Origin of the sequence: Williamsia muralis NBRC 105860 (assembly GCF_001598915.1) — a bacterium.
In the GTDB taxonomy this organism is placed as follows: Bacteria; Actinomycetota; Actinomycetes; order Mycobacteriales; family Mycobacteriaceae; genus Williamsia; species Williamsia muralis.
The window spans coordinates 1-24189 of sequence record NZ_BDAP01000009.1; the positions used below are offsets into that span (position 1 = coordinate 1).

21 protein-coding genes are annotated in these 24189 nt (G+C 64.8%); 14 read left to right on the forward strand and 7 right to left on the reverse strand.

The window, feature by feature from the left end:
* The first annotated feature begins 181 nt into the window (after window positions 1-181).
* The 10 genes from WIMU1_RS23435 to WIMU1_RS23480 all read left to right on the forward strand — a co-directional run bounded on the left by WIMU1_RS23435 (window position 182) and on the right by WIMU1_RS23480 (window position 12473).
* Complete coding sequence (locus tag WIMU1_RS23435) at window positions 182-1615, forward strand: HNH endonuclease signature motif containing protein (RefSeq protein ID WP_084248516.1); 1434 nt, start codon at window positions 182-184, stop codon at window positions 1613-1615.
* Window positions 1616-1692: 77 nt separating this feature from the next.
* Window positions 1693-2118, forward strand: a complete 426-nt coding sequence (locus WIMU1_RS23440; RefSeq protein WP_062800747.1) for a DUF6153 family protein — start codon at window positions 1693-1695, stop codon at window positions 2116-2118.
* A gap of 89 nt (window positions 2119-2207) precedes the next feature.
* Window positions 2208-2861 carry a DUF305 domain-containing protein gene (locus tag WIMU1_RS23445; RefSeq protein WP_062800749.1) on the forward strand — a complete coding sequence of 218 codons (654 nt, stop codon included), beginning with the start codon at window positions 2208-2210 and terminating at the stop codon, window positions 2859-2861.
* 112 nt (window positions 2862-2973) lie between these two features.
* Complete coding sequence (locus tag WIMU1_RS23450; RefSeq protein WP_174548776.1) at window positions 2974-5100, forward strand: heavy metal translocating P-type ATPase; 2127 nt, start codon at window positions 2974-2976, stop codon at window positions 5098-5100.
* Window positions 5097-5546, forward strand: coding sequence for a helix-turn-helix transcriptional regulator (locus WIMU1_RS23455; RefSeq protein WP_062800751.1), 450 nt, complete (start codon window positions 5097-5099; stop codon window positions 5544-5546). The genes WIMU1_RS23450 and WIMU1_RS23455 overlap by 4 nt, the downstream gene beginning before the upstream one ends.
* 5 nt (window positions 5547-5551) lie before the next feature.
* Entirely contained in the window at window positions 5552-5962 is a 411-nt protein-coding gene (locus WIMU1_RS23460; protein ID WP_030164251.1) for a VOC family protein, read from the forward strand.
* Window positions 5962-6432 carry a nitroreductase family deazaflavin-dependent oxidoreductase gene (locus tag WIMU1_RS23465; protein ID WP_062800753.1) on the forward strand — a complete coding sequence of 157 codons (471 nt, stop codon included), beginning with the start codon at window positions 5962-5964 and terminating at the stop codon, window positions 6430-6432. The genes WIMU1_RS23460 and WIMU1_RS23465 overlap by 1 nt, the downstream gene beginning before the upstream one ends.
* Window positions 6433-6538: 106 nt before the next feature.
* Entirely contained in the window at window positions 6539-8923 is a 2385-nt protein-coding gene (locus WIMU1_RS23470) for an ATP-binding cassette domain-containing protein (protein WP_062800754.1), read from the forward strand.
* Between the two features lie 154 nt (window positions 8924-9077).
* On the forward strand, window positions 9078-11276 hold the full coding sequence (locus tag WIMU1_RS23475) for a sensor domain-containing protein (RefSeq protein WP_062800756.1): 2199 nt from the start codon (window positions 9078-9080) through the stop codon (window positions 11274-11276).
* A gap of 141 nt (window positions 11277-11417) precedes the next feature.
* A complete protein-coding gene (locus WIMU1_RS23480) occupies window positions 11418-12473 on the forward strand; it encodes a glycerophosphodiester phosphodiesterase family protein (RefSeq protein ID WP_371850315.1) in 1056 nt (351 codons plus the stop codon).
* Between the two features lie 16 nt (window positions 12474-12489).
* Here WIMU1_RS23480 and WIMU1_RS23485 read toward each other — a convergent pair whose 3' ends face one another.
* Window positions 12490-13950 carry a family 43 glycosylhydrolase gene (locus tag WIMU1_RS23485; protein WP_084248518.1) on the reverse strand — a complete coding sequence of 487 codons (1461 nt, stop codon included), beginning with the start codon at window positions 13948-13950 and terminating at the stop codon, window positions 12490-12492.
* 138 nt (window positions 13951-14088) lie between these two features.
* The gene (locus WIMU1_RS23490; protein WP_062800758.1) at window positions 14089-14970 is read right to left on the reverse strand and encodes an alpha/beta hydrolase fold domain-containing protein; all 882 of its coding nucleotides are present in this window, start codon (window positions 14968-14970) and stop codon (window positions 14089-14091) included.
* Window positions 14971-15106: 136 nt separating this feature from the next.
* Here WIMU1_RS23490 and WIMU1_RS23495 point away from each other — a divergent pair, with 136 nt between their 5' ends.
* Together WIMU1_RS23495 and WIMU1_RS23500 are read left to right on the forward strand one after the other, a co-directional pair.
* Window positions 15107-16192, forward strand: a complete 1086-nt coding sequence (locus WIMU1_RS23495; RefSeq protein ID WP_062800760.1) for an NADH:flavin oxidoreductase/NADH oxidase — start codon at window positions 15107-15109, stop codon at window positions 16190-16192.
* 46 nt (window positions 16193-16238) lie between these two features.
* Complete coding sequence (locus WIMU1_RS23500; RefSeq protein WP_147431378.1) at window positions 16239-16769, forward strand: hypothetical protein; 531 nt, start codon at window positions 16239-16241, stop codon at window positions 16767-16769.
* A gap of 4 nt (window positions 16770-16773) precedes the next feature.
* On the opposite strand, the gene WIMU1_RS23505 is transcribed toward WIMU1_RS23500, so the two are convergent.
* The 3 genes from WIMU1_RS23505 to WIMU1_RS23515 all read right to left on the reverse strand — a co-directional run bounded on the left by WIMU1_RS23505 (window position 16774) and on the right by WIMU1_RS23515 (window position 19717).
* Entirely contained in the window at window positions 16774-16965 is a 192-nt protein-coding gene (locus WIMU1_RS23505) for a YbdD/YjiX family protein (RefSeq protein WP_062800843.1), read from the reverse strand.
* Window positions 16965-19283, reverse strand: coding sequence for a carbon starvation CstA family protein (locus WIMU1_RS23510; RefSeq protein ID WP_062800764.1), 2319 nt, complete (start codon window positions 19281-19283; stop codon window positions 16965-16967). The genes WIMU1_RS23505 and WIMU1_RS23510 overlap by 1 nt, the downstream gene beginning before the upstream one ends.
* Window positions 19284-19456: 173 nt before the next feature.
* Entirely contained in the window at window positions 19457-19717 is a 261-nt protein-coding gene (locus WIMU1_RS23515) for a hypothetical protein (protein ID WP_174548777.1), read from the reverse strand.
* Window positions 19718-19771: 54 nt separating this feature from the next.
* On the opposite strand from WIMU1_RS23515, the gene WIMU1_RS23520 reads away from it, so the two are divergent.
* Window positions 19772-20254 (forward strand): LuxR C-terminal-related transcriptional regulator, encoded by a 483-nt coding sequence (locus tag WIMU1_RS23520; RefSeq protein ID WP_084248519.1) that lies wholly within the window; start codon window positions 19772-19774, stop codon window positions 20252-20254.
* Window positions 20255-20465: 211 nt separating this feature from the next.
* A complete protein-coding gene (locus tag WIMU1_RS23525; protein WP_255283894.1) occupies window positions 20466-21680 on the forward strand; it encodes an HNH endonuclease signature motif containing protein in 1215 nt (404 codons plus the stop codon).
* 137 nt (window positions 21681-21817) lie between these two features.
* Here WIMU1_RS23525 and WIMU1_RS23530 read toward each other — a convergent pair whose 3' ends face one another.
* Window positions 21818-22792, reverse strand: coding sequence for a 2-hydroxyacid dehydrogenase (locus WIMU1_RS23530; protein WP_062800847.1), 975 nt, complete (start codon window positions 22790-22792; stop codon window positions 21818-21820).
* A 17-nt stretch (window positions 22793-22809) separates the two neighbouring features.
* The gene (gene gudD / locus WIMU1_RS23535; RefSeq protein WP_062800765.1) at window positions 22810-24168 is read right to left on the reverse strand and encodes a glucarate dehydratase; all 1359 of its coding nucleotides are present in this window, start codon (window positions 24166-24168) and stop codon (window positions 22810-22812) included.
* Between the last annotated feature and the right edge of the window lie 21 nt (window positions 24169-24189).

Below are 24189 nucleotides of genomic sequence, written 5' to 3' on the forward strand. Positions count from 1 at the left end.
ACGGGTTGGGTCGACGTTTTCGGCCGCTATATCTGCCCTTCCACCAACTACTCCTTTTCGCGTCGCTGGGGAGCAAGTGCTTCGGAGAACGGCAACGTCTGATTGCTATCAGCCGCGCTCACAACTGGCGGCTAGGTCGGCGTTCGGCTTGTTTGTCAGACCTCGAACGTATGATCGATTCATGAGTTGGGCGGGGGCCACCACGATGGACGCTGAGGCGTCGGAGTTGTTGTCGCGGGTGCAGTCTGGAGTGCGTGAGGTGAATCGGGCATGGGCGCGGCGGCTGGACGACGGCCTCGAGTACTACCGGTATGTCTCCAGCAACGACGACGAGAACGGCACTCGAGCGGCGGCGTGTGAGATCGCGGTGGCGTGGCGATGCACCACCGGGCAGGCCGATCATTTGTTGCGCTGTCGGCGGCTGCTGGATCACCTCCCGGCTTTGGCCGAGGCGTTTGATGCCGGTGAGGTGAGCATCGGCAAGCTCAAGGCGCTGCATCACCGGGCGTCGCGAGGGTACCGGGACGCGCTGATGGACCTGGACGGTGTGCTCGCGGACGACGCGATGCTGTTGGGTGACAACTCATTTGCCGAAGAACTGGATCGTCATCTGATGTTGTTCGAGCCGGAGACCGCGGACGATGACGAGGTAGCCGATCCGGCTCGGCGGGTGGTGGTGCGTCGGCGTGCGGGTGGGATGGCGAGTTTGATCACCGCATGCACTGCGGAAGAAGCGGTCCGGGTCAAAGCGCAGCTCGATGAAATGGCGCCGGACAATCGGGCCGGACAGGTGGACGCGGTGCTCGATGCGATCGCAGCTAGCCATGGCCAGACTGAAGCCGCTGTCGCCGAGACGTCGAATCCCGCAGAATCAGCCGTCAGCTCAGAAGCAGATACGCGCGATCTGGCCGATGTAGAGCGGAAGCCCGCGCGGTCGGCTCCTCGCGCATGGACGGAGTTGGTGGTCGACCTGCCGACAGTCCTGGGGTTGTCTTCGAATCCGGGATATCTACTCGGGTACGGGCCGCTCGATTGTGAGCAGTCGCGGTCGTTGGCGGGTCGGTCCAGGTGGCGGGGCTTGGTGACGATCGGGGAAAGGGCAGTCTCGGGACTCCTCGACTTGTTCGCCACTGCCGCAGGCGCGGCGATCAACCGTGACGACATCACGGCGGTGTTGATGAGCTCGGTCGACGGCGGAAGTCGAATCGTGCTGGGGGAGAAGAACCTGGGCCCGCCGCCGCCCCTGAAAGCGCCACCCGATCAGGAGGGCCACGGTGGTTGGAGTACGCCGCCGCCGGGCGCGTTGCGATATCGACCCGGGGCAAGGCTGGCTCGAATAGTGCGTGCGCTCGATGGGCATTGCCGATACCCGGGCTGTTTCGTGCCCGCGGACAAATGCGAGCTCGACCACATTGTGCCGTTCAACCATGCCAACCCCATGGCCGGTGGGTGGTCGATCGAAGCGAACTTCGAGTGCCTGTGCAAAGAGCACCACGACCTCAAAACCCGGGGCATCATCCGAGTGGTCCTGAATGGCGACCGAAAGATCTGGGTCAACACGCGCGCCGGACAGCAGATTGCTACGCAACCTGCGATACGCCAAGCCACGAAGTAGCGCTAGTCCAAGTCGACCTACTTGCTTCGGTACCCTACGGGGGTATAGTCGATTTTGGCCGACACGAGGAGGGTGAGATGAGGCGTACGCAACGCGCTGACTCCGCCTTCGTCGGGTCAACCGCCACTGTCGCGGCGTCGGCGTTTGCAGCGCTACTGGCAGTTCTCCTCATGCACTCGGTGCCCATGGTGCACGCACCGGCGCATGGCGTCGCAGGCGCGCATGCCGCAGTCCCCACCCACCAGGAGCATTCGGGCCACACAACCATGGACCCGCCGGCGATGGCAGCCGACGGCACCCACTGGACGACGCATGCGGCGATGGCCCTCTGCATGGCGTTGATAACCGTCGCGTCGGTGTTGCTGATCGTGCGGCGGCTACTTGGACACCAAGGCGCCGACGCCGCACCGCGAATTCACGTTCCCGGCAACGGCAGGTACGCCTCGCGCGCCCCACCCTGGGCCGCGCCCTCCCTCGAAAAGTTGTCGATCTTGAGGATCTGATGGACCCCCGCCCGTTTCCTGCGGGCGAGTCCTCGTCATGGCGTGTGTGTTTCGCACGCCGATCCCTATCAACATTCGAAGGAATAGCCATGTACAAAACACGTTCTCGCCGAACCGGTTTCGCGCTCGTCGGCATCGCGGCGTCGGCCACCCTGCTTTTTGCGGGGTGCAGTTCTGACAACGGTGACCACGACATGGGCTCGATGTCCCACCAGTCGTCTGCCACATCTGCCGCTCCGACGGCCTCGAATTCGGAACAGGCCGCCGCGTTCAACGATGCCGATGTGATGTTTGCGCAGATGATGTACCCCCACCATGCGCAAGCCGTGGAGATGGCCCAACTGGTCGAGGGTCGGACCACCACTCCCGAGGTCGTCCAACTCGCTGAGGCCATCGAGTCGGCTCAGGGTCCGGAGATGGAACAGCTCGCCCAGTGGTTGAAGCAGTGGGGCAAACCTGATCCCAGCGCACAAGGTGGAGGGCAGGGCGACATGCATCACGGCGACGACACCATGAGCGGGATGATGTCGGAGCAAGAGATGAATGACCTGGCGGCCAAGAGTGGCACGGAGTTCGACCAGGCCTGGCTGGCCATGATGATCGAACATCACGCCGGTGCCATCGAGATGGCAAACGCCGAGATTGCTGACGGTGAAAACCAGGCCGCCAAGCAACTCGCAACGACCATTGCGGCGACTCAGCAGCAGGAGATCGACACCATGAGGTCGCTCCAGCGGTCCTGACTGCACACACGAAATCGAAAGATCCAGCAAAGGCGCTCCGGCTTCGGCGGGAGCGCCTTTGTTGTCGAAACAATTCCTCGACACATACCCCTGGGGGGTATATATTCGGGACATGGACACGATGCACAACCACTCGGCTCACGCCGAACATCACGCAGCTCATGAGGGAATGGACCATCAGGGTGGTCATGCGGGGCACGCGGGGCATTCCGGCCACGGCGATCACGTCGGACAGTTCCGCCGACTGTTCTGGATCATGCTCGCGCTCGCAGTCCCGGTCGTCGGATTCTCGGGCATGTTCGCAATGCTCATCGGCTACGAACTACCCGACCACGGGTTCGTCTCGTGGATCTCGCCGGTGCTCGGCACGGTCATGTTCGTGTGGGGTGGCCGCCCGTTCCTCAGCGGCGCCGTCGGCGAGATCCGCTCGCGGGCTCCTGGAATGATGCTGCTCATCGCTCTTGCCATCACGGTCGCGTTTGTCGCCTCATGGGGCGCGAGCCTCGATGTGCTGCACCATGATCTAGATTTCTGGTGGGAGCTGGCACTACTGATCGTCATCATGCTGCTCGGGCACTGGATCGAGATGCGTTCGCTGGCACAGACCACGTCGGCACTCGACTCGCTGGCCGCATTGTTGCCCGACGAGGCCGAGAGGATTGAAGGTGGCACCACGGTGCTCGTAGCTCCCGCGGCACTCCGTCTGGGCGATGTGGTTCTCGTGCGTCCGGGAGCGAGTGTGCCGGCCGATGGAACGATCATCGACGGGACCGCCGAGGTCGATGAGTCGATGGTGACGGGCGAATCGCGCACCGTCGGCCGGACGGTCGGGGACGCTGTGGTTGCCGGAACCGTCGCCACCGATTCTGCTCTGCGCGTTCGCGTCACGGCCATCGGCGACGACACCGCGCTGGCGGGTATCCAGCGACTGGTGTCCGAGGCGCAGAACTCGTCGTCGCGGGCGCAGCGCCTCGCGGACCGTGCCGCCGCGTGGCTCTTCTGGTACGCGCTCGGTGCCGCAGCCCTCACCGCAATCGTCTGGTCTGTCCTCGGATCCACCGACGACGCGGTGGTGCGCACCATCACCGTGCTGGTGATCGCTTGCCCTCACGCTCTGGGGCTGGCAATACCTCTCGTGGTCGCGATCGCCACCGAGCGCGCTGCCCGTGCAGGTGTGTTGGTCAAAGACCGCCTCGCTCTCGAACGCATGCGGTCGGTCGACGCGGTGCTGTTCGACAAGACCGGCACATTGACGCAAGGGGAGCCGACGGTTGTCGCGGTCCACGCACTCGGTACGACGACCGAGAACCAAGCGCTTGCCCTGGCTGCGGCGGTGGAGTCCGACAGCGAGCACCCGTTGGGCAAGGCGATCGTCGAGGCCGCCAAGGCGCGTCAGCTGCAGGTTCCCCCGGCCGAACAGTTCCGGGCGTCGCCGGCTGAAGGGGTGTCGGCGTCGGTGGAAGGGAAGCATGTCCGGGTCGGGGGCCCGCGCATGTTGGAGCGGCACCAGCGCGCCGAGGTCGAGGTTGCCGAGAACTGGCGTGCCGACGGGGCCATCATCCTGCACGTACTCGTCGACGACGAGGTGATCGGAGCGCTGAAGTTGGCCGACGACATCAGGCCGGAATCGCGGGAAGCCGTTGCGGCACTGCACCGACTCGACATCGAGGTTGTCATGATCACCGGTGACGCCGAAGCCGTGGCCCGATCGGTCGCGACCGAGCTGGGTATCGACCGCGTGTTCGCCGGAGTTCGGCCAGAGGACAAGGCGTCGAAGGTCAAAGAACTGCAGGGCGCCGGACGCACCACCGCCATGGTGGGTGACGGGGTGAACGATGCGCCCGCGCTGGCCCAGGCCGACGTCGGCATCGCCATCGGCGCCGGGACCGACGTCGCAATCGCATCGGCAGGGGTCATCCTGGCCGGGGACGATCCGCGTTCGGTCGTGTCGGTGATCGACTTGTCCAAGGCGGGCTACCGAAAGATGAAGCAAAACCTTTGGTGGGCAGCCGGTTACAACCTGATCTCCGTGCCGCTGGCTGCTGGACTGCTGGCCCCGCTCGGGTTCGTGCTGCCGATGTCCGTGGGCGCCATCCTCATGTCGATCTCGACGGTGGTGGTTGCCCTCAACGCGCAGCTCCTGCGCCGGCTGGATCTGCGGCCAGACGCCCGCGATCCAGGGAACAAGGCCGCGAACGCTGGGCAAGGTGGAGTAGACATGGCAACATCACGCTTGTGACCAGCGACTCCGCGGCAGCGCAGAACCTTCGAGACCTTGCTCTGCTGCGACGCGTCCGCGATCGAATCGACCGCGAGTATGCGGAACCACTGAACGTCGAAGCCCTCGCCCGAGGGGTGAACATGTCGGCAGGTCATCTCAGTCGCCAGTTCAAGCTGGCCTACGGCGAGTCGCCGTATGCCTATCTGATGACCCGGCGAATCGAGCGTGCGAAGGCGCTGCTCCAGCGGGGCGATCTGAACGTCACCGAAGTGTGTTTCGCCGTGGGTTGTTCATCGCTGGGAACATTCAGCACCCGCTTCACCGAGTTGGTCGGGATGTCGCCGAGCACCTACCGGAGTGAGGCCGCGGGTGAGACCGCAGGGATGCCGTCCTGCGTCACGAAAAAGGTGGCCAGACCGATCAGGAATCGAGAAGCCAAAGGCGTCGCGTCGCAACTAGCGTGAGCGACATGGACATCAACATTCATTCGAGTTTCCTTCCGCACACCGACCCAGAGGCTTCCAAGGCCTTCTATCGGGACACCCTCGGCTTCGAGGTCCGCAATGAGGTCGGCTACAACGACATGTACTGGATCACGGTCGGACCGAAGGGTCAGCCCGACGTCAACATCGTGCTGACCCCGCCGGGTGCCGACCCGGGCATCACCGACGATGAGCGGCGCACGATCACCGAGATGATGGCAAAGGGCACGTACGCGAGCCTGCTGCTCGCCACCAAAGACCTGGACGACACGTTCGAGCGTGTGCAGGCAAACGGCACCGAGGTGGTGCAGGAGCCGACGCAACAGCCTTACGGCATCCGGGACTGCGCGATCCGTGACCCGGCAGGCAACATGATCCGTATCCAGGAAGTCGCGTGATGACGGACAGCAAGCAAGCGGACAGCCGCAAGAATCGCGGTAAGACGCCGGGGCGGTTGTCGCGGTGGATGCAGCAGCGCACGAACAGTCGGACGATCACCCGCATACGACGGGGCAAGGCGACCTTCATGGGTATGGACCTTCTTGTCCTGCACACCGTCGGCCGGCGTACGGGGGAGCCGCGGCAATCGCCGGTGACCTGGTTCGACGACGGCGACGGTGTCCGGCTCATCATCGCGTCGGGCGGCGGGGACCAGAACCCTGATTGGTTCGCCAATCTGATGGCCGCTCCAGACCAGGCGTCGATGGAAATGCCCGGCCAGGACGTCGTCGCGGTGACGCCGCGACGACTCGAAGGTCCTGAGCGCGAACAGGCCTGGCAACGAATCGTCGAGGCACAGCCCCGCTACGCGAAGTATCAGCAGAAGTCCGACAGGCAGTACCCGGTTGTCCGGCTCACCCCGCGCTGATCCTCAACCGGCACCCAGGGTCCGGGAAACCCAGTACGCTGTACGAAACTAGACCGAGTCGGCGCTCTGCCGCGACGTCGTGCCAACAGATGGAGACCGGAGCAGCATGGCCACCACCAAGAAACCGCAATCGCAGGAACCGCACATCGCCGACACCCACGACCTGATCCGCGTGCAGGGTGCTCGGGTGAACAATCTCAAAGACATCAGCGTGGAGATCCCGAAGCGCAGGCTCACGGTGTTCACCGGCGTTTCGGGTTCGGGCAAGAGTTCGCTGGTGTTCAGCACCATCGCTGCCGAATCGCAGCGCATGATCAACGAGACGTACAGCGCTTTCCTGCAGGGTTTCATGCCCACTTTGGCGCGGCCGGAAGTCGACGTCATGGACGGTCTCACCACCGCCATCATCGTCGACCAGCAGCGCATGGGGTCAGACCCGCGGTCCACCGTCGGTACGGCGACCGACGCCAACGCGATGCTCCGAATCCTGTTCAGCCGCCTCGGCAAACCTCATATCGGTTCCCCACAGGCGTTCTCGTTCAACGTCGCGTCGATCTCCGGCGCCGGTGCGGTGACGATCGAGCGTGGGGGACGGGAGACAAAGGAGCGGCGGACCTTCAGCATCACCGGTGGCATGTGCCCGCGGTGTGAGGGGCGAGGGTCGGTGTCCGACATCGACCTGACGGCGCTGTACGACGCCGACAAGTCACTCAACGACGGCGCCATCACCATTCCCGGGTACAGCATGGAAGGGTGGTACGGCCGAATCTTTCGGGGCTGCGGCTATTTCGACCCCGACAAGCCGATCAGCAAGTTCACCAAGAAGCAATTGAATGACCTGCTCTACCGGGAACCGACCAAGATCAAGATCGACGGCATCAACCTCACCTACCAGGGGCTGGTCCCGCAGATGCAGAAGTCGTTCCTGTCCAAGGACATCGATGCGCTCCAGCCGCACATCCGGACATTTGTCGAACGGGCGGTCGCCTTCGCCACGTGTCCGGAATGCGATGGCACGAGGCTGAGCGAAGCGGCGCGCTCGTCGAAGATCAACAAGATCAGCATCGCCGATGCCTGTGCGATGCAGATCAGCGATCTGGCCGAGTGGGTCCGTGGACTGGACGAGCCGTCGGTGGCCGGTTTGTTGTCCAACCTCCAGCAGACTCTCGACTCGTTCGTCGAGATCGGGCTGGGCTACCTCTCACTGGACCGCCCCTCCGGCACCTTGTCCGGAGGAGAAGCGCAGCGCACCAAGATGATCCGGCATCTCGGATCGTCCCTGACCGATGTGACCTACGTCTTCGACGAACCGACGATCGGGCTGCACCCACACGACATCGAGCGCATGAACGGTCTGCTGCTGCGGCTGCGCGACAAGGGCAACACCGTGTTGGTGGTGGAGCACAAGCCGGAGACCATCGCGATCGGCGATCACGTGGTGGATCTCGGTCCGCGCGCAGGCACCGAAGGCGGTCAGGTGATGTTCGAGGGCACCGTGGAGGGACTGCGTGCCAGCGACACCCTGACCGGGCACCACCTAGACGACCGGGCGCAGCTGAAGCCCTCGGTGCGTGAGCCGTCGGGCGCTCTGGAGGTACGCGGGGCCGATACTCACAACCTGCAGAAGGTCGACGTCGACATCCCCCTCGGCGTGCTCGTTGTCCTCACCGGGGTCGCCGGATCCGGCAAGAGTTCGCTGATCCAGGGCTCGGTGACCGGTCTCGACGAGGTGATCTCGGTGGACCAGGCCCCGATCAAGGGGTCGCGGCGAAGTAATCCGGCCACCTACACCGGATTGCTCGACCCCATCCGCAAGGCGTTCGCCAAGGAGAACGGTGTCAAGCCGGCGCTCTTCAGCGCCAACTCGGAGGGCGCCTGCCCCACCTGTAACGGCGCCGGTGTCATCTACTCCGACCTGGCGATGATGGCAGGGGTGGCCAGCACCTGCGAGGAGTGCGACGGCAAGAGGTTCCAGGCGGCGGTGCTCGAATACACCTTCGGCGGTCGCGACATCAGCGAAGTGCTGGGCATGTCGGTGGCCGAGGCGGAAGCGTTCTTCGGCGACGGTGATGCGAAACTGCCTGCAGCGCACAAGATTCTCGACAGATTGGCCGACGTGGGGTTGGGCTACATCAAGCTCGGACAACCGCTGACCACGTTGTCCGGCGGTGAACGGCAGCGGATCAAGCTGGCCACCCAGATGGCCGGCAAGGGCGGGATCTACGTGCTCGACGAACCGACCACCGGCCTCCACCTCGCCGACGTGGAGAATCTCCTCGGCCTGCTCGATCGGCTGGTCGAATCGGGGAAGTCGGTCATCGTCATCGAGCATCACCAGGCCGTGATGGCACACGCGGACTGGATCATCGATCTGGGGCCGGGAGCCGGCCACGATGGTGGCCGGGTCGTCTTCGAGGGCACACCCGCCGATCTCGTCGCGGCTCGGTCCACCCTCACCGGCGAACACCTCGCGGCGTACGTCGGCGCCTGAAACGCGCCGCTGGGGGCGGGTTCGCGCGCCGTAACAACGAGTTAGGCGTGTGCGATGATCTGATCAGTCGCACACGGTGTGCTCGCGCTCGATCCCGCCCCGTGGAATCGTCGTTCGCAGGGTCACATGCGCGTCGGAGAGGGGTGGGCGGCGCATGGCCGGATTCGTGGACGACCCGCAGATACTGCGCGCGATCCTCGAGTTGTCTCCCGACCTGATCGTGGTGTCCGAGTTCTCGGGACGGGTGGTGTACGTCAACCCCGCCGGCCGGGAACTGGTCGGTCTTTGGACCGATAACCGGCCTGATGGGGAATTGTCGACAGCAGATTTCTTCACTCCGGCGGGCTTGTCGATCTCCGATGAGGTCGAGGAGAACCTCAGGTCACGGGGGTACTGGCGTGGTCGCAGTGAGTTACAGCATTTTCATACCCGTGCCCGCATCGCGGTGACACTCACGACCTTTGTTGTGGAGCGGTCCGACGGCCAGCCATCGGTGATCGCAACCATCGTCCGTGATCGCCGCCGGGGAGATGAACGTGATCGCCGGCTGCGCGAGGTCGCCGACGCTGCAGCTCAGTTCGGCGCCGAACAGAAAGCCGTCGCCGAGCTGAGCCGGCTCGCGCTGGAGGCCGAACTCCCTCAACTGCTGACCGCTGCGACCGCGGCTGCGGTGACGCTGGTCGGGGTGGAAACCGCCATGGTCACCCGGGTAGACGAGTTCGACAGCACACGCCTGAGCCTCGAGGCGGTCACCGGCCCGCGGGGAGACGGCTTCGACGTGCCCGCGGGCAATCACTCGCTCATGGGCTACACCATGAACACTGCCGATGTGGTGGTGTGCCCGGACCGCCTGGCAGAAACCCGATTTCCCACCGAGGTGATGAAGAGCTACGGCCTGCGTAGTGGTGTCGGCATACCCATTGCCGGTGCGACCGCGCCATGGGGAGCGCTCTCGGTCCACAGTGCCGACGCGCGCGATTATGCCGATCGCGACATCACGTTCCTCCAGACCGTGGCAGATGTGCTGTCCGCGGCCATCCGGCGCATTGAGCTCGACCGCCAAGTGCGCCAGCGCAGCATGCATGACCCTCTCACCGACCTCCCCAATCGCGCTCTGGCCTATGCGTGCATCGACGAAGCCCTCGAAAGGGTAGAGGCCGCCGATACCCACGTCGCGGTGCTGCTCCTGGATGTCGACGACTTCAAACTCATCAACGACAGCCTGGGGCACGAAGCGGGCGATCTCGCCCTCGTTCGGTTCGCCCAGCGACTCAGAACCGCTGTGCGGGAACAGGATGTGGTGGCCCGTCTCGGAGGCGACGAGTTCCTGATCCTCTGCGAAGAGGTGCGCGACATCGCCGAGGCACAGCAGATCGCGCATTCCATCACCGAGCTGCTGGGCGCTCCCTACGCGCATGGCAGTGCGCCGACGCCGTTGAGTGCCAGCATCGGTGTCGCCGTCAGCGAACCGGGCTCGTCCCGGCGGGAACTGATTCATCGGGCCGATCTCGCGATGTACCGGGCCAAGGACATGGGCGCCGGTGGCCATGCGGTCTACGACGATGACGACGTGTACGACGCCGAGCGGATCCGGTCGTTGTCCATCGACCTGCGGTCGGCGCTCGAACGCGGCGAGCTCACCTTGCACTACCAGCCGTTGGTGGAGATCGCGTCGGGGCGAATCGTCGCGGTCGAGGCACTCGCGAGATGGAACCATCCGGTCCATGGCCCGGTCAGTCCGGTGGAGTTCGTGGCCGTTGCCGAAAGGACAGGATTGGCAACGGATCTCGGGACATGGGCTTTGGCCGAGGCGTGTGCACAGGCGGCCAGGTGGCGGGAGTTCACCGCGGTGTCGATCCGGGTCAACGTGAGTGCGCTGCAATTGCGCGACCCGGCCTTTCCGCGGGTGGTCTCACGGGTACTGGCCGCGACCGGCCTCGAAGCATCCGCACTCGGGCTCGAGATCACCGAGACGGTGTGGGTGTCCGACACCGCGAGGGTGGCAGGCACACTCACCGAGCTACACAACATGGGGGTGTCCCTGTTGCTCGACGACCTCGGCAGGGGCCACAGCTCGATCTACTACCTGGATCGCTATCCGGTGTTCGAGTGCTTCAAGATCGACAAGTCGTTCATAGCAGACCTTCCGGGTGCCCGGCCGGAGGCGATCGTGTCCGCGATCGTGGGCCTGGCACGGGCTTTCGACGTCACCGTCGTGGGCGAAGGTGTGGAGACCGCCGAGCAGCTCGAGGCTCTGCGGGCGTGCGGTGCGGACTATGCGCAGGGTTACCACCTCGGCCGGCCCGCCGCTGCGGACGACGTGACGGCAACGTTGCGGTCAGCGATCGTGTGACCAGGCGTAGGACTCGACGCCAACAAGAGATGAACTCGGATCTGCTCGTCCTGCCCAGGAACCGCTCGTGCGTTAGGTTTTCGCGGTACCAGACGACAGGGCGATGGGATGGGTGTGCGAAAGAATCTCTTGGCGACAACGATGGCCGCGATGGCCGCGATGGTCGCGACGGTGGGACTGGTCGCGTGTGGCAGCGACTCGACCGGTTCGACCGAGAGCGCGACGACCGTGCCGTCGGCATCCGAAGCGGAGTCGCCGAAATCCTTTGACTTGCAGGCGCATCGCGGCGGACGCGGCGAATACACCGAGGAATCGCTGCATGCGTTCGACCAGGCCCTGTCCCTCGGGGTCAGCACCCTCGAGTTGGACATCGTGCTGACCAAGGACAATCAGCCGCTCATCTGGCACGATCCGAAAATAGACGAGACCAAATGCGCGGACACCGCAGCGGCGACACCGGGCGACCCGCAGTTCCCGTACGTCGGCGACCTCGTCCACGATCTGACCCTCGCGCAGATCCGAACCCTCAACTGCGACAAGGTGCTCGCCGGCTACCCCGAAGCGCAGCCGGTGGCTGGGAACAAGATAGCGGTTCTGCCAGAACTGTTCACACTCGTCGAGACACGGGGCGCCGACGCGGTGCGGTTCAACATCGAGACCAAGATCGAGGCAGAGAAACGGGCAGACTCGGCGACACCGGAGGAGTTCGTCGACGTCACCTTGGCGGCGGTGAAAGAGGCGGGCATGGTTGGCCGGGTCAGCATTCAGAGCTTCGACTGGCGCACACTGCCGCTGGTGCACGACGCCGAGCCGAGCATTCCGTTGGTGGCGCTCTGGGATGAGACCACATGGAAGAAGGATTCTCAGTGGCTCGGCCCGGTTGACTTCGACGCGGTGGGCGGCGATGTGATCAAAGGGGCTTCATCGATCGACGGTGTGACGGTGTTGTCGCCCGGTTATGTGAACCCGTACCCCGACGGACAGGTACCGCCCGCGGGCTACACGCTGGTGGCCGATGAGGACTTCGTGTCCCGAGCGCATGAGTCCGGGTTGGCCGTGATCCCGTGGACCATCAACGATCCCGCCGTGATGGACGCACAGATCGAAGCGGGTGCAGACGGCATCATCACCGACTACCCCACTCGCCTGCGAGAGGTGATGGCCACTCGGGGGATGACCTTGCCCGCGCCTGCGTGAGCCCCTGGCGGTTGGCCTAAGCGTTGTCGAGTGACGTCGACAGCCCGGCGAGCCCACTGCCGACCGAGTTCCCCGCTTTTGTGGCCGTGACTGTCCCGAACTCGACGGGCGCATCGACGGTCGCGCCCGCATAGGCGAAGATGCCATAGATCCCGGCGGGGGCCTCCGGTGGAACCGTGTACGTGACCGTCTGTTCCATCGTCTGCCCGGGTTTGAGGTCCACTGGAATCGGTGCGAGAACGCTTGTGCCTGTTGCGCTGCCTGGTTGCGCCACATCCACCCACACCTGCCCGACGTAGGGTGCGTCGGCGGGTGCGGAGACCATCAGCTTGGCGTTCAGGGGACCACCGCCCTCGGGTAGTTCGGTCGGTGTCTCCGGGGAGAGCCGGACCTGCACCGGCAGCTTGGTCTGCGGAGACGCCGGCCCCGTCGATGCGGGCGAGCCGTCGCCGACCTCCGGCCAGCCGTTGGCCCACACGATGCGGTCGATCATCCCTTCACGTCGCTGGGCGCCACTGGGCAACTGAAGGTCATCGCGTGGAACGGCGTGATACACAATCCAATCCGCTCCGGCGTCGTCGGTGACAACGGTGTTGTGCCCGGGGCCGGCCCATGCCTGACTGCCGGCGAGGATGAGCGCGCCGCCGCCGGCGTTCAGGTCGTCGCCCTTGCGGTCGAGGTACGGCCCGGTGAGTGACTGCGAACGGCCGGCAAGAACTCGGTATGCGGTGTCGGCGCCGTTGCAGCAGTTGCCCGCCGAGACGAACAGGTAGTAGTAGCCGTCGCGGAAGATGACCTCGGGGCCTTCGAACCGGTCGTCGGCCACCCGGACCGGGGCTCCGGCCGCAGCATTTCCCTCCGGGTTGAGCGGTATCGCGTACACGCCGTGGAAGTTGCCGACGAACATGGTCTTCGTCTTTCCGTCGTCCCAGAGGAACGGATCGATGGTGCCCCCGACGCCGACGTCCTGCGCGCAGAACACCGGATGGCCCAGATCGGTCCACGGTCCTGTCGGACCCGGTGCGGTTGCCAGGCCGATGCAGGGGTTCTTCTCGTCGTAGAGCGCGTAGTACAGCGAATAGGTGCCGTTCGACTCCGAAATGTCTGGGGCCCAGGCGAGTCTGCCCGGTGGGTGCCAGCCGGGCGCCTCGTCGAACACGTCGCCAACGTACTTCCAGTCCACCAGGTCGAACGAGGTGAACACGGTCATGTTGTGCTCGCCCTGGCCATCGCCCCAGTCGTCGGCGGTGGCGTACATGTAATACCGGCCGTCTTGCGCGCGGATCACGGTCGGGTCGGCCGCTACCGGCTGCACGATCGACTGTGCCATCGCGGACGGCACCGGTGCGAGCAACACGACGAGTAGAGCCAGGAGAGCAGGAACCGCTAGGCGGCGGGCATGTGCCCAACGACGCCCGTCTGTCGGTCCCGTGCTCGAATCGATCGGTTCAGCGGCCGGAGCCCCCCACGCGTGCATGTCGCTCCTTGCCGCAACTCACCATTCAGGTCGCGGCAAACATATCCAGCTCAAGTTGAGGTTTAGACTTCAGCCACGCTGCGACATCGTGCTGTGACGAAACCGTGTTCGGCCGGTTATGCGTCCAGCGTGGCGAAGTCAGACGAATTGCAAGGTCTCGATGATCAACCGGGTGGCAGCGCGGCCCTCAGGGGTCGGTGTCAGCGGGTAGATGTGCAATCCGGAGGGGCAGGTGTTGAGCTCCACATCCGAACCCGCCGCGCTCGCTTGCTCGTGGAATCGCAGGGCATCCGGGTACAACATGTCGTGCGTGCCGATGTGCACCGTCGTCGGGGCGAGCCCACCGAGGTCGCCGTACATCGGGCTGACCTCCGGGTGCGTCAGTGGTTTGTCGGGAGCCCACACCCGTGCTGCCATGTCCAACGTGGACCGGTTGAGCCATGGGTCGTGACGCTCGACGCGAGCGATGTCGGGATTGCTGAGGGACAGGTCGAGCCAGGGCGAGATGAGGATCAGGCGCTGAGGCGGGCGCAGGTTCTGGTCACGCGCGGTCTGTGCCATCAGCAACGCCAGACCGCCGCCGGCGGAATCGCCGACCAGTGCGATGGGCGACCCGGGGTGTTCGGTCACCAGTCGCTGATACACCGCAGTGATGAACGGAAGGGCGTCCCGATGGTCGTAGCGGGGGGCAAGCCCGTACATCGGCACCTCGACCCGCATGCCGGCGTCGGCCAGCTGCGCGATGAAAGCCCAATGCTGGGCACTGATCTCGCTGACATAAGCGCCGCCGTAGAAGTACAGCACCGTGGTCTGGGGGCGGACTCGACGCGGGGTGACGCTGTAACTACGGAAACCGCCGATCGAGCGGCGTTTGACGATGTGCGAGGTGTACATCGGTTCCGGGGGCGACACGACCTTCTTGGGCCGGTAGATCTGTCGGCGTGCGCGCTCCGCGGTGCTGGTGAGGGACAACCCGTTCAGCCTCAGCATCGTCGACAGTGCTTTCATCTGAATACTCATCTGTGTCGAGATTAGACCGTGGACCTGTGTTCAACCTGCAGCAACGTGTGAGATTTTGCTGATGATCCCGCGAGACCTATCTCACGGTCGGGTGGGTCGTGGAATCGGCACCTGGCCTCGGTGGTTGAGGTGTGGCGTGACCACACCAGCACTCTTCACGCCCTTGACCCTGCGCGATCTGACCATCGCGAACCGCGCTTGGCTTGCACCGATGTGCCAGTACAGCTGCTTTGCCGAAGACGGCGTGCCCACGGACTGGCACCTGGTCCATCTCGGCGCCCGGGCCACCGGCGGGTTCGGCCTGATTCTCACCGAAGCCGCCGCAGTCACGCCCGACGGGCGGATCAGCCCCCAGGACGCCGGCATCTGGAACGACGAACAGGCAGCAGGATGGCGTCGAATCGTGGACTTCGTGCACGAGCAGGGTTCGGCGATCGGCGTCCAACTGGCGCACGCGGGCCGCAAGGCTTCGACGTACGCCCCGATGGCCGACGCCGAGGGCAGCATCGCTGATGCAGACGGCGGCTGGGTGACCAGCGCCCCGTCTGCTGTTGCATTCGAGGGCTACGACACGCCGTCGGCCCTGACGCGCGATGGCATCGCAGGCGTTGTCGATGCGTTTGCCGCCGCGGCGTCCCGGGCAGATGAGGCCGGCTTCGACGTCGTCGAGATCCATGCTGCTCACGGGTACCTGCTCCACGAGTTCTTCTCGCCGTTGTCGAACATCCGCGAGGACGAGTATGGCGGCGATTTCGAAGGCCGCACCCGGATCTTGCTCGAGGTCGTCGAAGCCGTTCGCCGTGTGTGGCCTGACGGGAAGCCCCTGTTCGTGCGACTCTCGGCGACCGACTGGACAGAGGGTGGGTGGACGGTGGACGACAGCGCTCGGCTGGCCGCACTCGTCGAACCGCTGGGAGTCGACCTGATCGACGTCTCCAGTGGCGGGAATGTTCTGGCAGACATCCCGGTGGGTCCCGGCTACCAGGTCGACTTCGCCAAGGCCATTCTCGAGCAGTCGGGTGTTCCCACTGCGGCGGTCGGCCTGATCACCGAGCCAGGGCAGGCGGAGAAGATCCTCGAGGCAGAGTCCGCACACGCTGTACTGCTGGCCCGAGCTGGTCTCCGTGAGCCGGCGTGGCCACTGCGCGCGGCGCACGAACTGGGTCTGACCTGGCGAGAGGCCCCTTACCCGCCGCAGTACACGCGCGGCGCCTGGCGTTGATCGATCCCGGGTTGCGCCTACACGCGATATCCCGACAATCGAGTAGGTGCCCCCGGATCTGCTGAGCCGCCCCGTCGATCGGTTCGAACGAAGGCTACGACGAGTGTCGGCGCTGTGCGTGGTGATCGCCTGCATGATGTCGGTGCTCACAGGAGTCCTGGTGTGGGACATGGCCGAACGGTCACCCATCGCCGAGCCGGTGGCTGCGGTACGAGCGGTGACCGATGAGACGGCCATGCCCGCCACCGCCCAGACGATCGGCACCCCGGCCGTGGCGGTCCGGGCGCACTGGGAGTGGGAGTCGCAACGACGTGACGGTGTGATCGCAGTACCGGCGGGTACCCCCGCGGGCAGTAACCGCGACATCCCCGTCGACGAGAACGGCGACTGGGCACCGGCCGGTGCTGCCTTCGGGGGACCGATCCCACGAGTGGGACCCGCGGTGCTACTGGCGATGCTGGTGGGCGTAGGCGGAATCGTTGTGATCCGGCAGGTGACCCGCAGAGCGGTCGAACAGCGACACGACCGATATTGGACCGAACAACTCGCCCGCTTCTTCGCCACCCGACCGGACTGACGGATCAGCAGCAGCGGCCCTGCGGATTCCGGTCCTGATCGCGGTACCGGGTACGCCAGTAATCGCGCTCGGTCATCGGGACATCGGCCGGGTGGTGCGCCCGGTGATGGGCGAGGTAGCGCTGATAGTCGCTGTCACCCATCATCGCTCCCACATACCAGCGCACCGCGTCTGAACCGCGGCGGAGTACGTCCATCACGGAGCCGGCCTCGCTCCCTTGCCCGTACCGTGCCCGTCCGGATCGCCCGTCGCAGACGCCGTCGAGACCCTGTCGGTTTTCTCGAACTCGGCCCATTCCCGCTCGATCTGCTTCTCGGTGGATGTGGCGATCAGGCCGCGGGGGGCAAACCTCTTCGACTCCACTGGCGTGTCTTCCGTGGTGGGCAGTCCTCCTGCCCGAATCGCCTTGACGCACACAAACGCTGCCGCGATGACGACGATCAGGACCAGTACCGCGAACACGATGGACAACGTGCCCTGGATAAAGGTGTTCCGGATGACGGCATCCATCTCGCCGACGTTCTTGGCGGTCTTGAAAGCGGTCTCCCCGCGGTCCTTCGCGTTCTGGAAATCGCTGTGCTGCTGCCAGTATCCGATGGCGGGATTGCTCGAGAAGATCTTCTGCCATGAGGCGCTCATCGTGACGATCAGGTCCCACGCCAGTGGGATGCCGGGAATCCAGGCCCACTTGAACAGCCCGCGCTTGAGGACGATCACCAGCACAATCGTCAGTGCAATCGCTGCGAGCAACTGATTGGCGATACCGAACAGCGGGAACAGGGTGTTGATGCCGCCGAGCGGGTCGGTGACACCCATCAACAAGATCGAGCCCCACGCCGCGACAACGATGAAGGTGCAGAGCCACGCGCCCGGCCGCCACGACGGATCCTTGAATCGCTTGCCGCCCTTCACATTGCTCAGCCCATCCGAGAGCATGAACCGGGCCACACGGGTTCCGGCGTCGACGGTGGTGAGAATGAACAGGGCCTCGAACATGATCGCGAAGTGGTACCAGAAGGAACGCAACGACTCCCCGCCGAATGCGCGCTGCATCGTGTCGGCCATACCCATCGCCAACGTGGGTGCGCCGCCTGTTCTGGAGATCACCGAACTCTCACCCACAGCCTTGGCGTCCTGCTCGAATTGTGCGGCCGTGGCAGGATCCCCGGGAAGATTGAGGCCGTTCACGTAATCGGCTGCACCCTGCGGAGTCCCGTCGGTCAACGCCTTCGGCGCGTTCATCGCGAAGTACAGATGCTGGTTCAGGATGCAGGCGGTGATCAGGGCCATGATGGCGACGAAGGATTCGGTCAGCATGCCGCCGTAACCGATTATGCGTGCCTGGCTCTCCTTCTCCAACAACTTCGGCGTGGTACCCGAGGCGATCAACGAGTGGAAGCCCGACAGTGCGCCGCAGGCGATGGTGATGAACAGGAAGGGGAACAGCGAACCGGCGAAGGCCGGACCCTGGCCGTTGTGTGCGAACTCGCTGACCGCCGGGGCCTGCATCACCGGTCGTGCGATCACGATGCCGGCCGCGAGCAGCACGATGGTGCCGATCTTCATGAAGGTGGACAAGTAGTCGCGCGGCGCGAGCAGCAGCCACACCGGTAGCACCGCTGCGGCGAACCCGTAGATGACGATGGCCCAGCTCAGGAATACCGGCGAGAGGCTGAACATGTCTGCGCCCCAGCTCGACTCGCCGACCCATCGGCCGGAGATGATCGCGAACATCAGCAGCACGAAGCCGATCAGGGACACCTCTGACACCCGGCCGGGACGCAGGAACCGCAGGTACATACCCATGAACAAGGCGATGGGGATGGTCATCGCGATCGAGAACACACCCCACGGGCTCTCGGCGAGCGCGTTGACCACAACGAGTGCCAGGACCGCGATCAGGATGATCATGATGACGAACACCGCGATCATCGCCGCGAAGCCACCGACGTCACCGAGTTCGTCGCGGGCCATCTGGCCGAGGCTGCGGCCGCGGCGCCGCGTGGAGATCGACAGCACCAGGTAGTCCTGGACGCAGCCGGCGAACACTGCGCCGATGATGATCCAGATCGTTCCGGGCAGGTAGCCCATCTGCGCGGCGAGGACGGGTCCCACCAGTGGCCCAGCGCCGGCGATGGCTGCGAAGTGATGCCCGAACAACACCCGCCGGTCGGTGGGCATGTAGTCCTGGGCGTTGTCGAGGACTTCGGCCGGGGTGGCGTGATCGTCGCGGGGCCGAACGACTTTCATCTCGATGAGGCGCGCGTAGAAGCGGTAGCCGATCACGTACGTGCACAGTGCCGCGATGACAAACCAGATCGCATTGACCGTCTCGCCGCGGACGAAGGCGATGATCGCCCAGGCGCACGCCCCGATGATCGCGATGATCGCGAACATGATGCGTTTGCCAACGGTCATCGGACTTCGGTCGACGATGGCGACGGGGGGAAGATCGGGGTCGGTGCGGATGAGATCGATGTGGGGATCTCGGTCGCGTTCCTGAGTGACGGTCACCGTGGCTCCTGTGCGTTGTGGGCGGTAGGAGGATTCACGCCTGCTGTCTGCCGCAAGCGCTGTATCCGGCGCCACCCTGATCCATGGGTTCACGGACCAGTGTGGCGCCGGTCACTCTACGCCCGGCCAGGAACACTGATTTTCAGACCCCTTTCCGTGCCGAACGACCTCACTCACCGGTTGATGGTGCTCTTTCCCAGCGCGAGTCCACCGAACGCGATGACCAGCCAGACCCCGCTCACCACACCCGGGAACCCGGGCAGCCCGAATGCGCCGACGGTGACGATGACGGGGAGTACCGCCAGCACACTGACCACCCCGATCCAGCGAGAGACCAGACGCTCGCCGAATGCCATCCAGGCGACGGCGCCCGCAGCGACCGTGACGCCGAGGTATCCGATGAACGAGCCGAAGGCGTTGAGAACGTAGAGCACGTACAGTCCCGACTTGTCGATGCGTGGGCTTTGCCGCTACTGACATCGTCGACAATGCGTATCGGTGGGCTCGCGGCCACGGCGCGGGTGGTGGACAGGTATCCGGACGTCGCAGTGGTGGTCCTGACGATGAGCGAGGACCCTGATTCGGTCTTCGCAGCCCTGCGGGCCGGCGCCCGAGGCTATCTGCTCAAGGAAGCCGAGGCCGGTGATGTGCACCGCACGATTGCGGCGGTCGCCAGGGGGGAGGCCGTCTTCGGACCCCGCGTCGCCGAACAGGTGGTCGGGTTCTTCTCGGCGATGGCCCCGAACAGTGCTGGACCCCAGGCCTTTCCGGAGCTGACGAGCCGTGAGCGCGAAGTCCTGGAACTGATGGCCCGGGGTTTGGACAACGCTGCCATCGCCCGCCGGTTGTTCCTGTCCGAGAAGACCGTTCGCAACCGGGTCAGTGAGATCCTGGCCAAAATGCGTGCTCGGACGAGGGCGGAGGCGGTGGCCAGGGCGAGGGACGCGGGTGTTGGAGGACAGCCAGACTGACGCGACGGGGTGGTGTCGGAGGTGGATGGTAGCCTCCGCCCGGCGTGGTGTGTGCGCTCTCCTGGGTAGCGAAAGCTGTTGTTGGACAGGAGGAACCTGTAGATCAACCCTTGCGAACATGTGTTCGAATGCGGTAATATGAAGGCATAAATCGGGCAGCTGGCGCAGAGTTCGATCGGCGTAACTGCTGTGGGGGTCCCTGGGGAGGGGTATGAGGATGCGGATTCTCGATGTGGTCGACGATGTGATGGGGTTGGTCGTTCCGGATGACCCACCGGGTGTTGTGGGTCTGATCAAGGACTTGATCACCCTTCGCAATGCGACCGAGTGCAAGTTGTCTGCTGCAGCAGCTCATATCGAACGGCTGGGGATAGCGAAGAAGTCAGGGTCCACCACCTCGAAGTTGTTGCAAGCCAATGGGGTGGCTCCAGCGGTTGCATCACGGTGGTTACGGATCGGGACCGGACTGACCGGTTTGGATCGCACCGCCGGTTACTTTCGCGATGGATTCCTGTCGACCGAACATGTTGATGCGGTGGTCAGGGGGCGCGCGCACGTCGCGGCCCGGGCCGGCTCCGAGATGGTTGCTGAGGAGCGAGTGGACATCGAACGGAAATTGTTGAGCCACGCCATCTCCGGCGCCTCGCCCGACGAGGTGGGCAAGGCCGCGCGCAAGCTCGGAAATCAGATCTCTGGGAACACGGGTGGGCTCCCGGCGTCCGAGGATTCGGCGATGAACACCGTGGACTTTGCAGTTGTCGACGGTCGGTTCGTGGGAAAGTTCGATCTCGATGCGGTGATGGGGGAGAAGATGCGATCTGCCCTGAACGTCTGGAGCAAGCCGCGCCCTGAGCCCGACGGAAGTGAAGATCGCCGGTCCCCGGCGCAGCGCAGAGCCGATGCCCTGCACCAGCTATTGGACAGCGGTGGTGGACGAACATCGGCGCCGGCCCCGAGAACGGAAGTGATCGTGACTGTTCCGGCCGATGAACCCGATCGCGCATCGTTGCGGTGGATGGGTCCCATCACCGAAGCCACTGCCGCCGCGCTTGCCTGCGACTCGTTCATCACATCGGTGACCTTGGACGGCCAAGAGGTGCCGATCGATATGAGCCCACCACGCCGCCTCTTCACCGGGCTGCTGCGCAAGGCGATCATCATCCGGGACGCGTGCTGTGTGAAATGCGGGGCACCGGCGTACTGGTCCGACTGCCATCACATCGTTCACTGGCAAGCAGGTGGCCCGACCACCCTGGAGAACGGGTGCCTGTTGTGCCGCACCTGCCACCGCGCAGTTCACAACACGGACTGGGACGTTGTCATGGGGCCAGACGGACACCCATGGCTGCTACCGCCCGCTGACGTGGATCCGTTGCGAAAACCCCTGCCGGCCTACAACCGTAGGACGCTCACCCTCGCTGCGTGAATGCGGCCGAACCGCACAAGGCTGCAAGACCACACCGAACTGCTGGGCCGATAGATCGATAGACCCACTCGCAACCGGCCCACGGCCGGAACCGCGATGGAACATTGACAACTTCACAGTGTGAACCACCCGCGCGATCAACGGACGGTACGAGCCAGTGTCAGGCCCCGGGCGAGTCTGCGGATGTTGTCGGCGATGTCCCGAACCCGTCCCACGAAGGTGTCGTGCGTGACGCCGGACGAATGCGGCGTCATCAGCAGATTGGGGAGTTCGGCAAAGGGCAGATCGCCCGGGACACCGCGACCATCCGGGCCGGGGTACGAGTACCAGACGTCGATGGCGGCCGCACGAATGGTGTTCGTGCTGAGTGCATCGTAGAGAGCCTGCTGCTGAACGAGTGGCCCCCGTCCGACGTTGATCAACACTCCATCCGGACCGAGGGCCTCGAACTCCGCGCGACCGATCATTCCTCGGGTATGAGCGTTCAGCGGTGCCGAGACGACAACAACGTCGGACTCGGTCATCAGGCGGCCCAGATCGGCGGCATCTCCTGCCCATGACAGGCCCTGTTCTTCGGCGTCGACGGTGCCGCGGCCGGTGACCGCCGACGCGGTGCAGCCCAACGTGCGCAGCAGGTTCCAGCTCTTCGACCCGATGTGGCCGAACCCCACGAAGCCGATGTGCGCGTCGCGCATGGTGAGGGGCTGGGGAAGGGAGTCGTCGTACACCGATGTCGCCCACACTCCTTGGCGGAGTGCCCGATCATGGGCGAGGAAACCACGGCGCAGCATGACGGACGTGGACAACACGTATTCGGCGATCGAATCCTCGTGATGGAACGTGTTGGCGACTTTGGTGCGAGGCCCGAGCGCGTCGAATGCGACATTGTCGGTGCCCGCCCCTGCCACGTGCACCAGTTGCAGTCGCGGGGCGGCGGTTGCCATTGCTGTCGTGAACCTGCCGCCCACATACACATCGGCTGCCGGGAGATCGCTGATGATCGCCCGCTCGTCGAAGCGTTGGTGCCACCGGACCTCACTCTCGGCAGGCAGCAAGCTCTCGAACAACTCACGATGCGGCAGCAGATTCCGGTCGCCGACGACGATCACCATCCGCCCCAATGGATCGCTCATGCCCGAACCAGCGCTGGACGCTTGCTGTCGAAACTCCAGCCCGGTACCAGGAATTGCATCCCGACCGAATCATCGCGGGACCCCAGACCCTCGCGGAGGTACAGCTCGTGTGCGAGCTCGACCTGGTCCATGTCGAGCTCGACACCGAGTCCAGGCCGGTCGGGAACCGTGAGGTGACCGTCGATGATCTCGAACGGCTCCTTGGTGATCCGCTGACCGTCCTGCCAGATCCAGTGGGTGTCGATGGCCGTGATGTCGCCGGGTGCGGCAGCGGCGACGTGGGTGAACATGGCCAGTGAGACGTCGAAGTGGTTGTTGGAGTGCGATCCCCACGTCAGGCCCCACACATCGCAGAGCTGCGCCACCCGCACCGATCCGGCCATCGTCCAGAAGTGGGGATCGGCCAATGGGATGTCGACCGCTCCGGATCGGATGGTGTGCCCCAACTCCCGCCAGTCGGTGGCGATCATGTTGGTGGCGGTGGGCAGCCCGGTGGCCCTCTTGAACTCACTCATCACTTCACGCCCGGAGAAGCCGCCCTCGGGCCCGACCGGGTCCTCGGCGTAGGCGAGCACGTCGCGCAGTCCGCGGCAGGTTTCGATCGCCTCCGAGAGCAGCCAGCCGCCATTCGGATCAAGCGTGATGCGCGCGGCCGGGAAGCGTTCGGCGAGGGCGGTCACCGCGGCCGCTTCCTCCTGGGGCGCCAGCACCCCGCCCTTGAGTTTGAAGTCGGAGAAGCCATAACGATCGTGCGCGGCCTCGGCGAGAGCGACGACGGCCTCAGGGGTCAGCGCCTCCTGGTGCCGTAGTCGAAGCCAGTCGTCGGACTCACCGGAACCGTCGAGGTAGTCGAGTCCCGTCTTGGTGCGGTCGCCGACGAAGAACAGATATCCCAGCGCCTGCACGCGCTCACGCTGCTGGCCGTCGCCGAGGAGGGCGGCAATCGGCACTCCGAGGTGTTGGCCCAACAGGTCGAGCAAAGCGGATTCGACAGCGGTGACGGCGTGGACAGTGGTGCGAAGATCAAACGTCTGATTGCCTCGGCCACCCGAGTCACGATCGGCGAAGGCGCGCCGCATGTCGCCGAGAATTGCGTTGTGGTCGCCCACGTGGCGTCCGACCACCATGTCGATTGCGTCGCACAGGGTCTGACGAATTGGTTCGCCGCCCGGCACCTCGCCGACCCCGGTGTTCCCGTCTGCATCGGTGATCATCACCAGGTTCCGGGTGAAGAACGGAGCATGTGCCCCGGACAGGTTGAGCAGCATGCTGTCGCGGCCGGCGATCGGGATCACCCGCATCTCGGTGACCGCGGGAGCACCACGCGATACTCGCGATGTGGCTGATGACGTCATGGTGGAGCCTTTCGCTGTTGT

Excerpts from the sequence above, each read along its gene's own strand:
- WIMU1_RS23480 (WP_371850315.1), top strand. The coding sequence starts at position 11,418 with ATGGCCGCGATGGCCGCGATGGTCGCGACGGTGGGACTGGTCGCGTGT.
- WIMU1_RS23450 (WP_174548776.1), top strand. The coding sequence starts at position 2,974 with ATGGACACGATGCACAACCACTCGGCTCACGCCGAACATCACGCAGCT.
- WIMU1_RS23525 (WP_255283894.1), top strand. The coding sequence starts at position 20,466 with ATGAGGATGCGGATTCTCGATGTGGTCGACGATGTGATGGGGTTGGTC.
- gudD (WP_062800765.1), bottom strand. The coding sequence starts at position 24,168 with ATGACGTCATCAGCCACATCGCGAGTATCGCGTGGTGCTCCCGCGGTC.
- WIMU1_RS23470 (WP_062800754.1), top strand. The coding sequence starts at position 6,539 with ATGGCCACCACCAAGAAACCGCAATCGCAGGAACCGCACATCGCCGAC.
- WIMU1_RS23440 (WP_062800747.1), top strand. The coding sequence starts at position 1,693 with ATGAGGCGTACGCAACGCGCTGACTCCGCCTTCGTCGGGTCAACCGCC.
- WIMU1_RS23445 (WP_062800749.1), top strand. The coding sequence starts at position 2,208 with ATGTACAAAACACGTTCTCGCCGAACCGGTTTCGCGCTCGTCGGCATC.
- WIMU1_RS23475 (WP_062800756.1), top strand. The coding sequence starts at position 9,078 with ATGGCCGGATTCGTGGACGACCCGCAGATACTGCGCGCGATCCTCGAG.
- WIMU1_RS23490 (WP_062800758.1), bottom strand. The coding sequence starts at position 14,970 with ATGAGTATTCAGATGAAAGCACTGTCGACGATGCTGAGGCTGAACGGG.
- WIMU1_RS23435 (WP_084248516.1), top strand. The coding sequence starts at position 182 with ATGAGTTGGGCGGGGGCCACCACGATGGACGCTGAGGCGTCGGAGTTG.
- WIMU1_RS23460 (WP_030164251.1), top strand. The coding sequence starts at position 5,552 with ATGGACATCAACATTCATTCGAGTTTCCTTCCGCACACCGACCCAGAG.
- WIMU1_RS23485 (WP_084248518.1), bottom strand. The coding sequence starts at position 13,950 with ATGCACGCGTGGGGGGCTCCGGCCGCTGAACCGATCGATTCGAGCACG.
- WIMU1_RS23505 (WP_062800843.1), bottom strand. The coding sequence starts at position 16,965 with ATGGACGTACTCCGCCGCGGTTCAGACGCGGTGCGCTGGTATGTGGGA.
- WIMU1_RS23520 (WP_084248519.1), top strand. The coding sequence starts at position 19,772 with ATGCGTATCGGTGGGCTCGCGGCCACGGCGCGGGTGGTGGACAGGTAT.
- WIMU1_RS23465 (WP_062800753.1), top strand. The coding sequence starts at position 5,962 with ATGACGGACAGCAAGCAAGCGGACAGCCGCAAGAATCGCGGTAAGACG.
- WIMU1_RS23530 (WP_062800847.1), bottom strand. The coding sequence starts at position 22,792 with ATGGTGATCGTCGTCGGCGACCGGAATCTGCTGCCGCATCGTGAGTTG.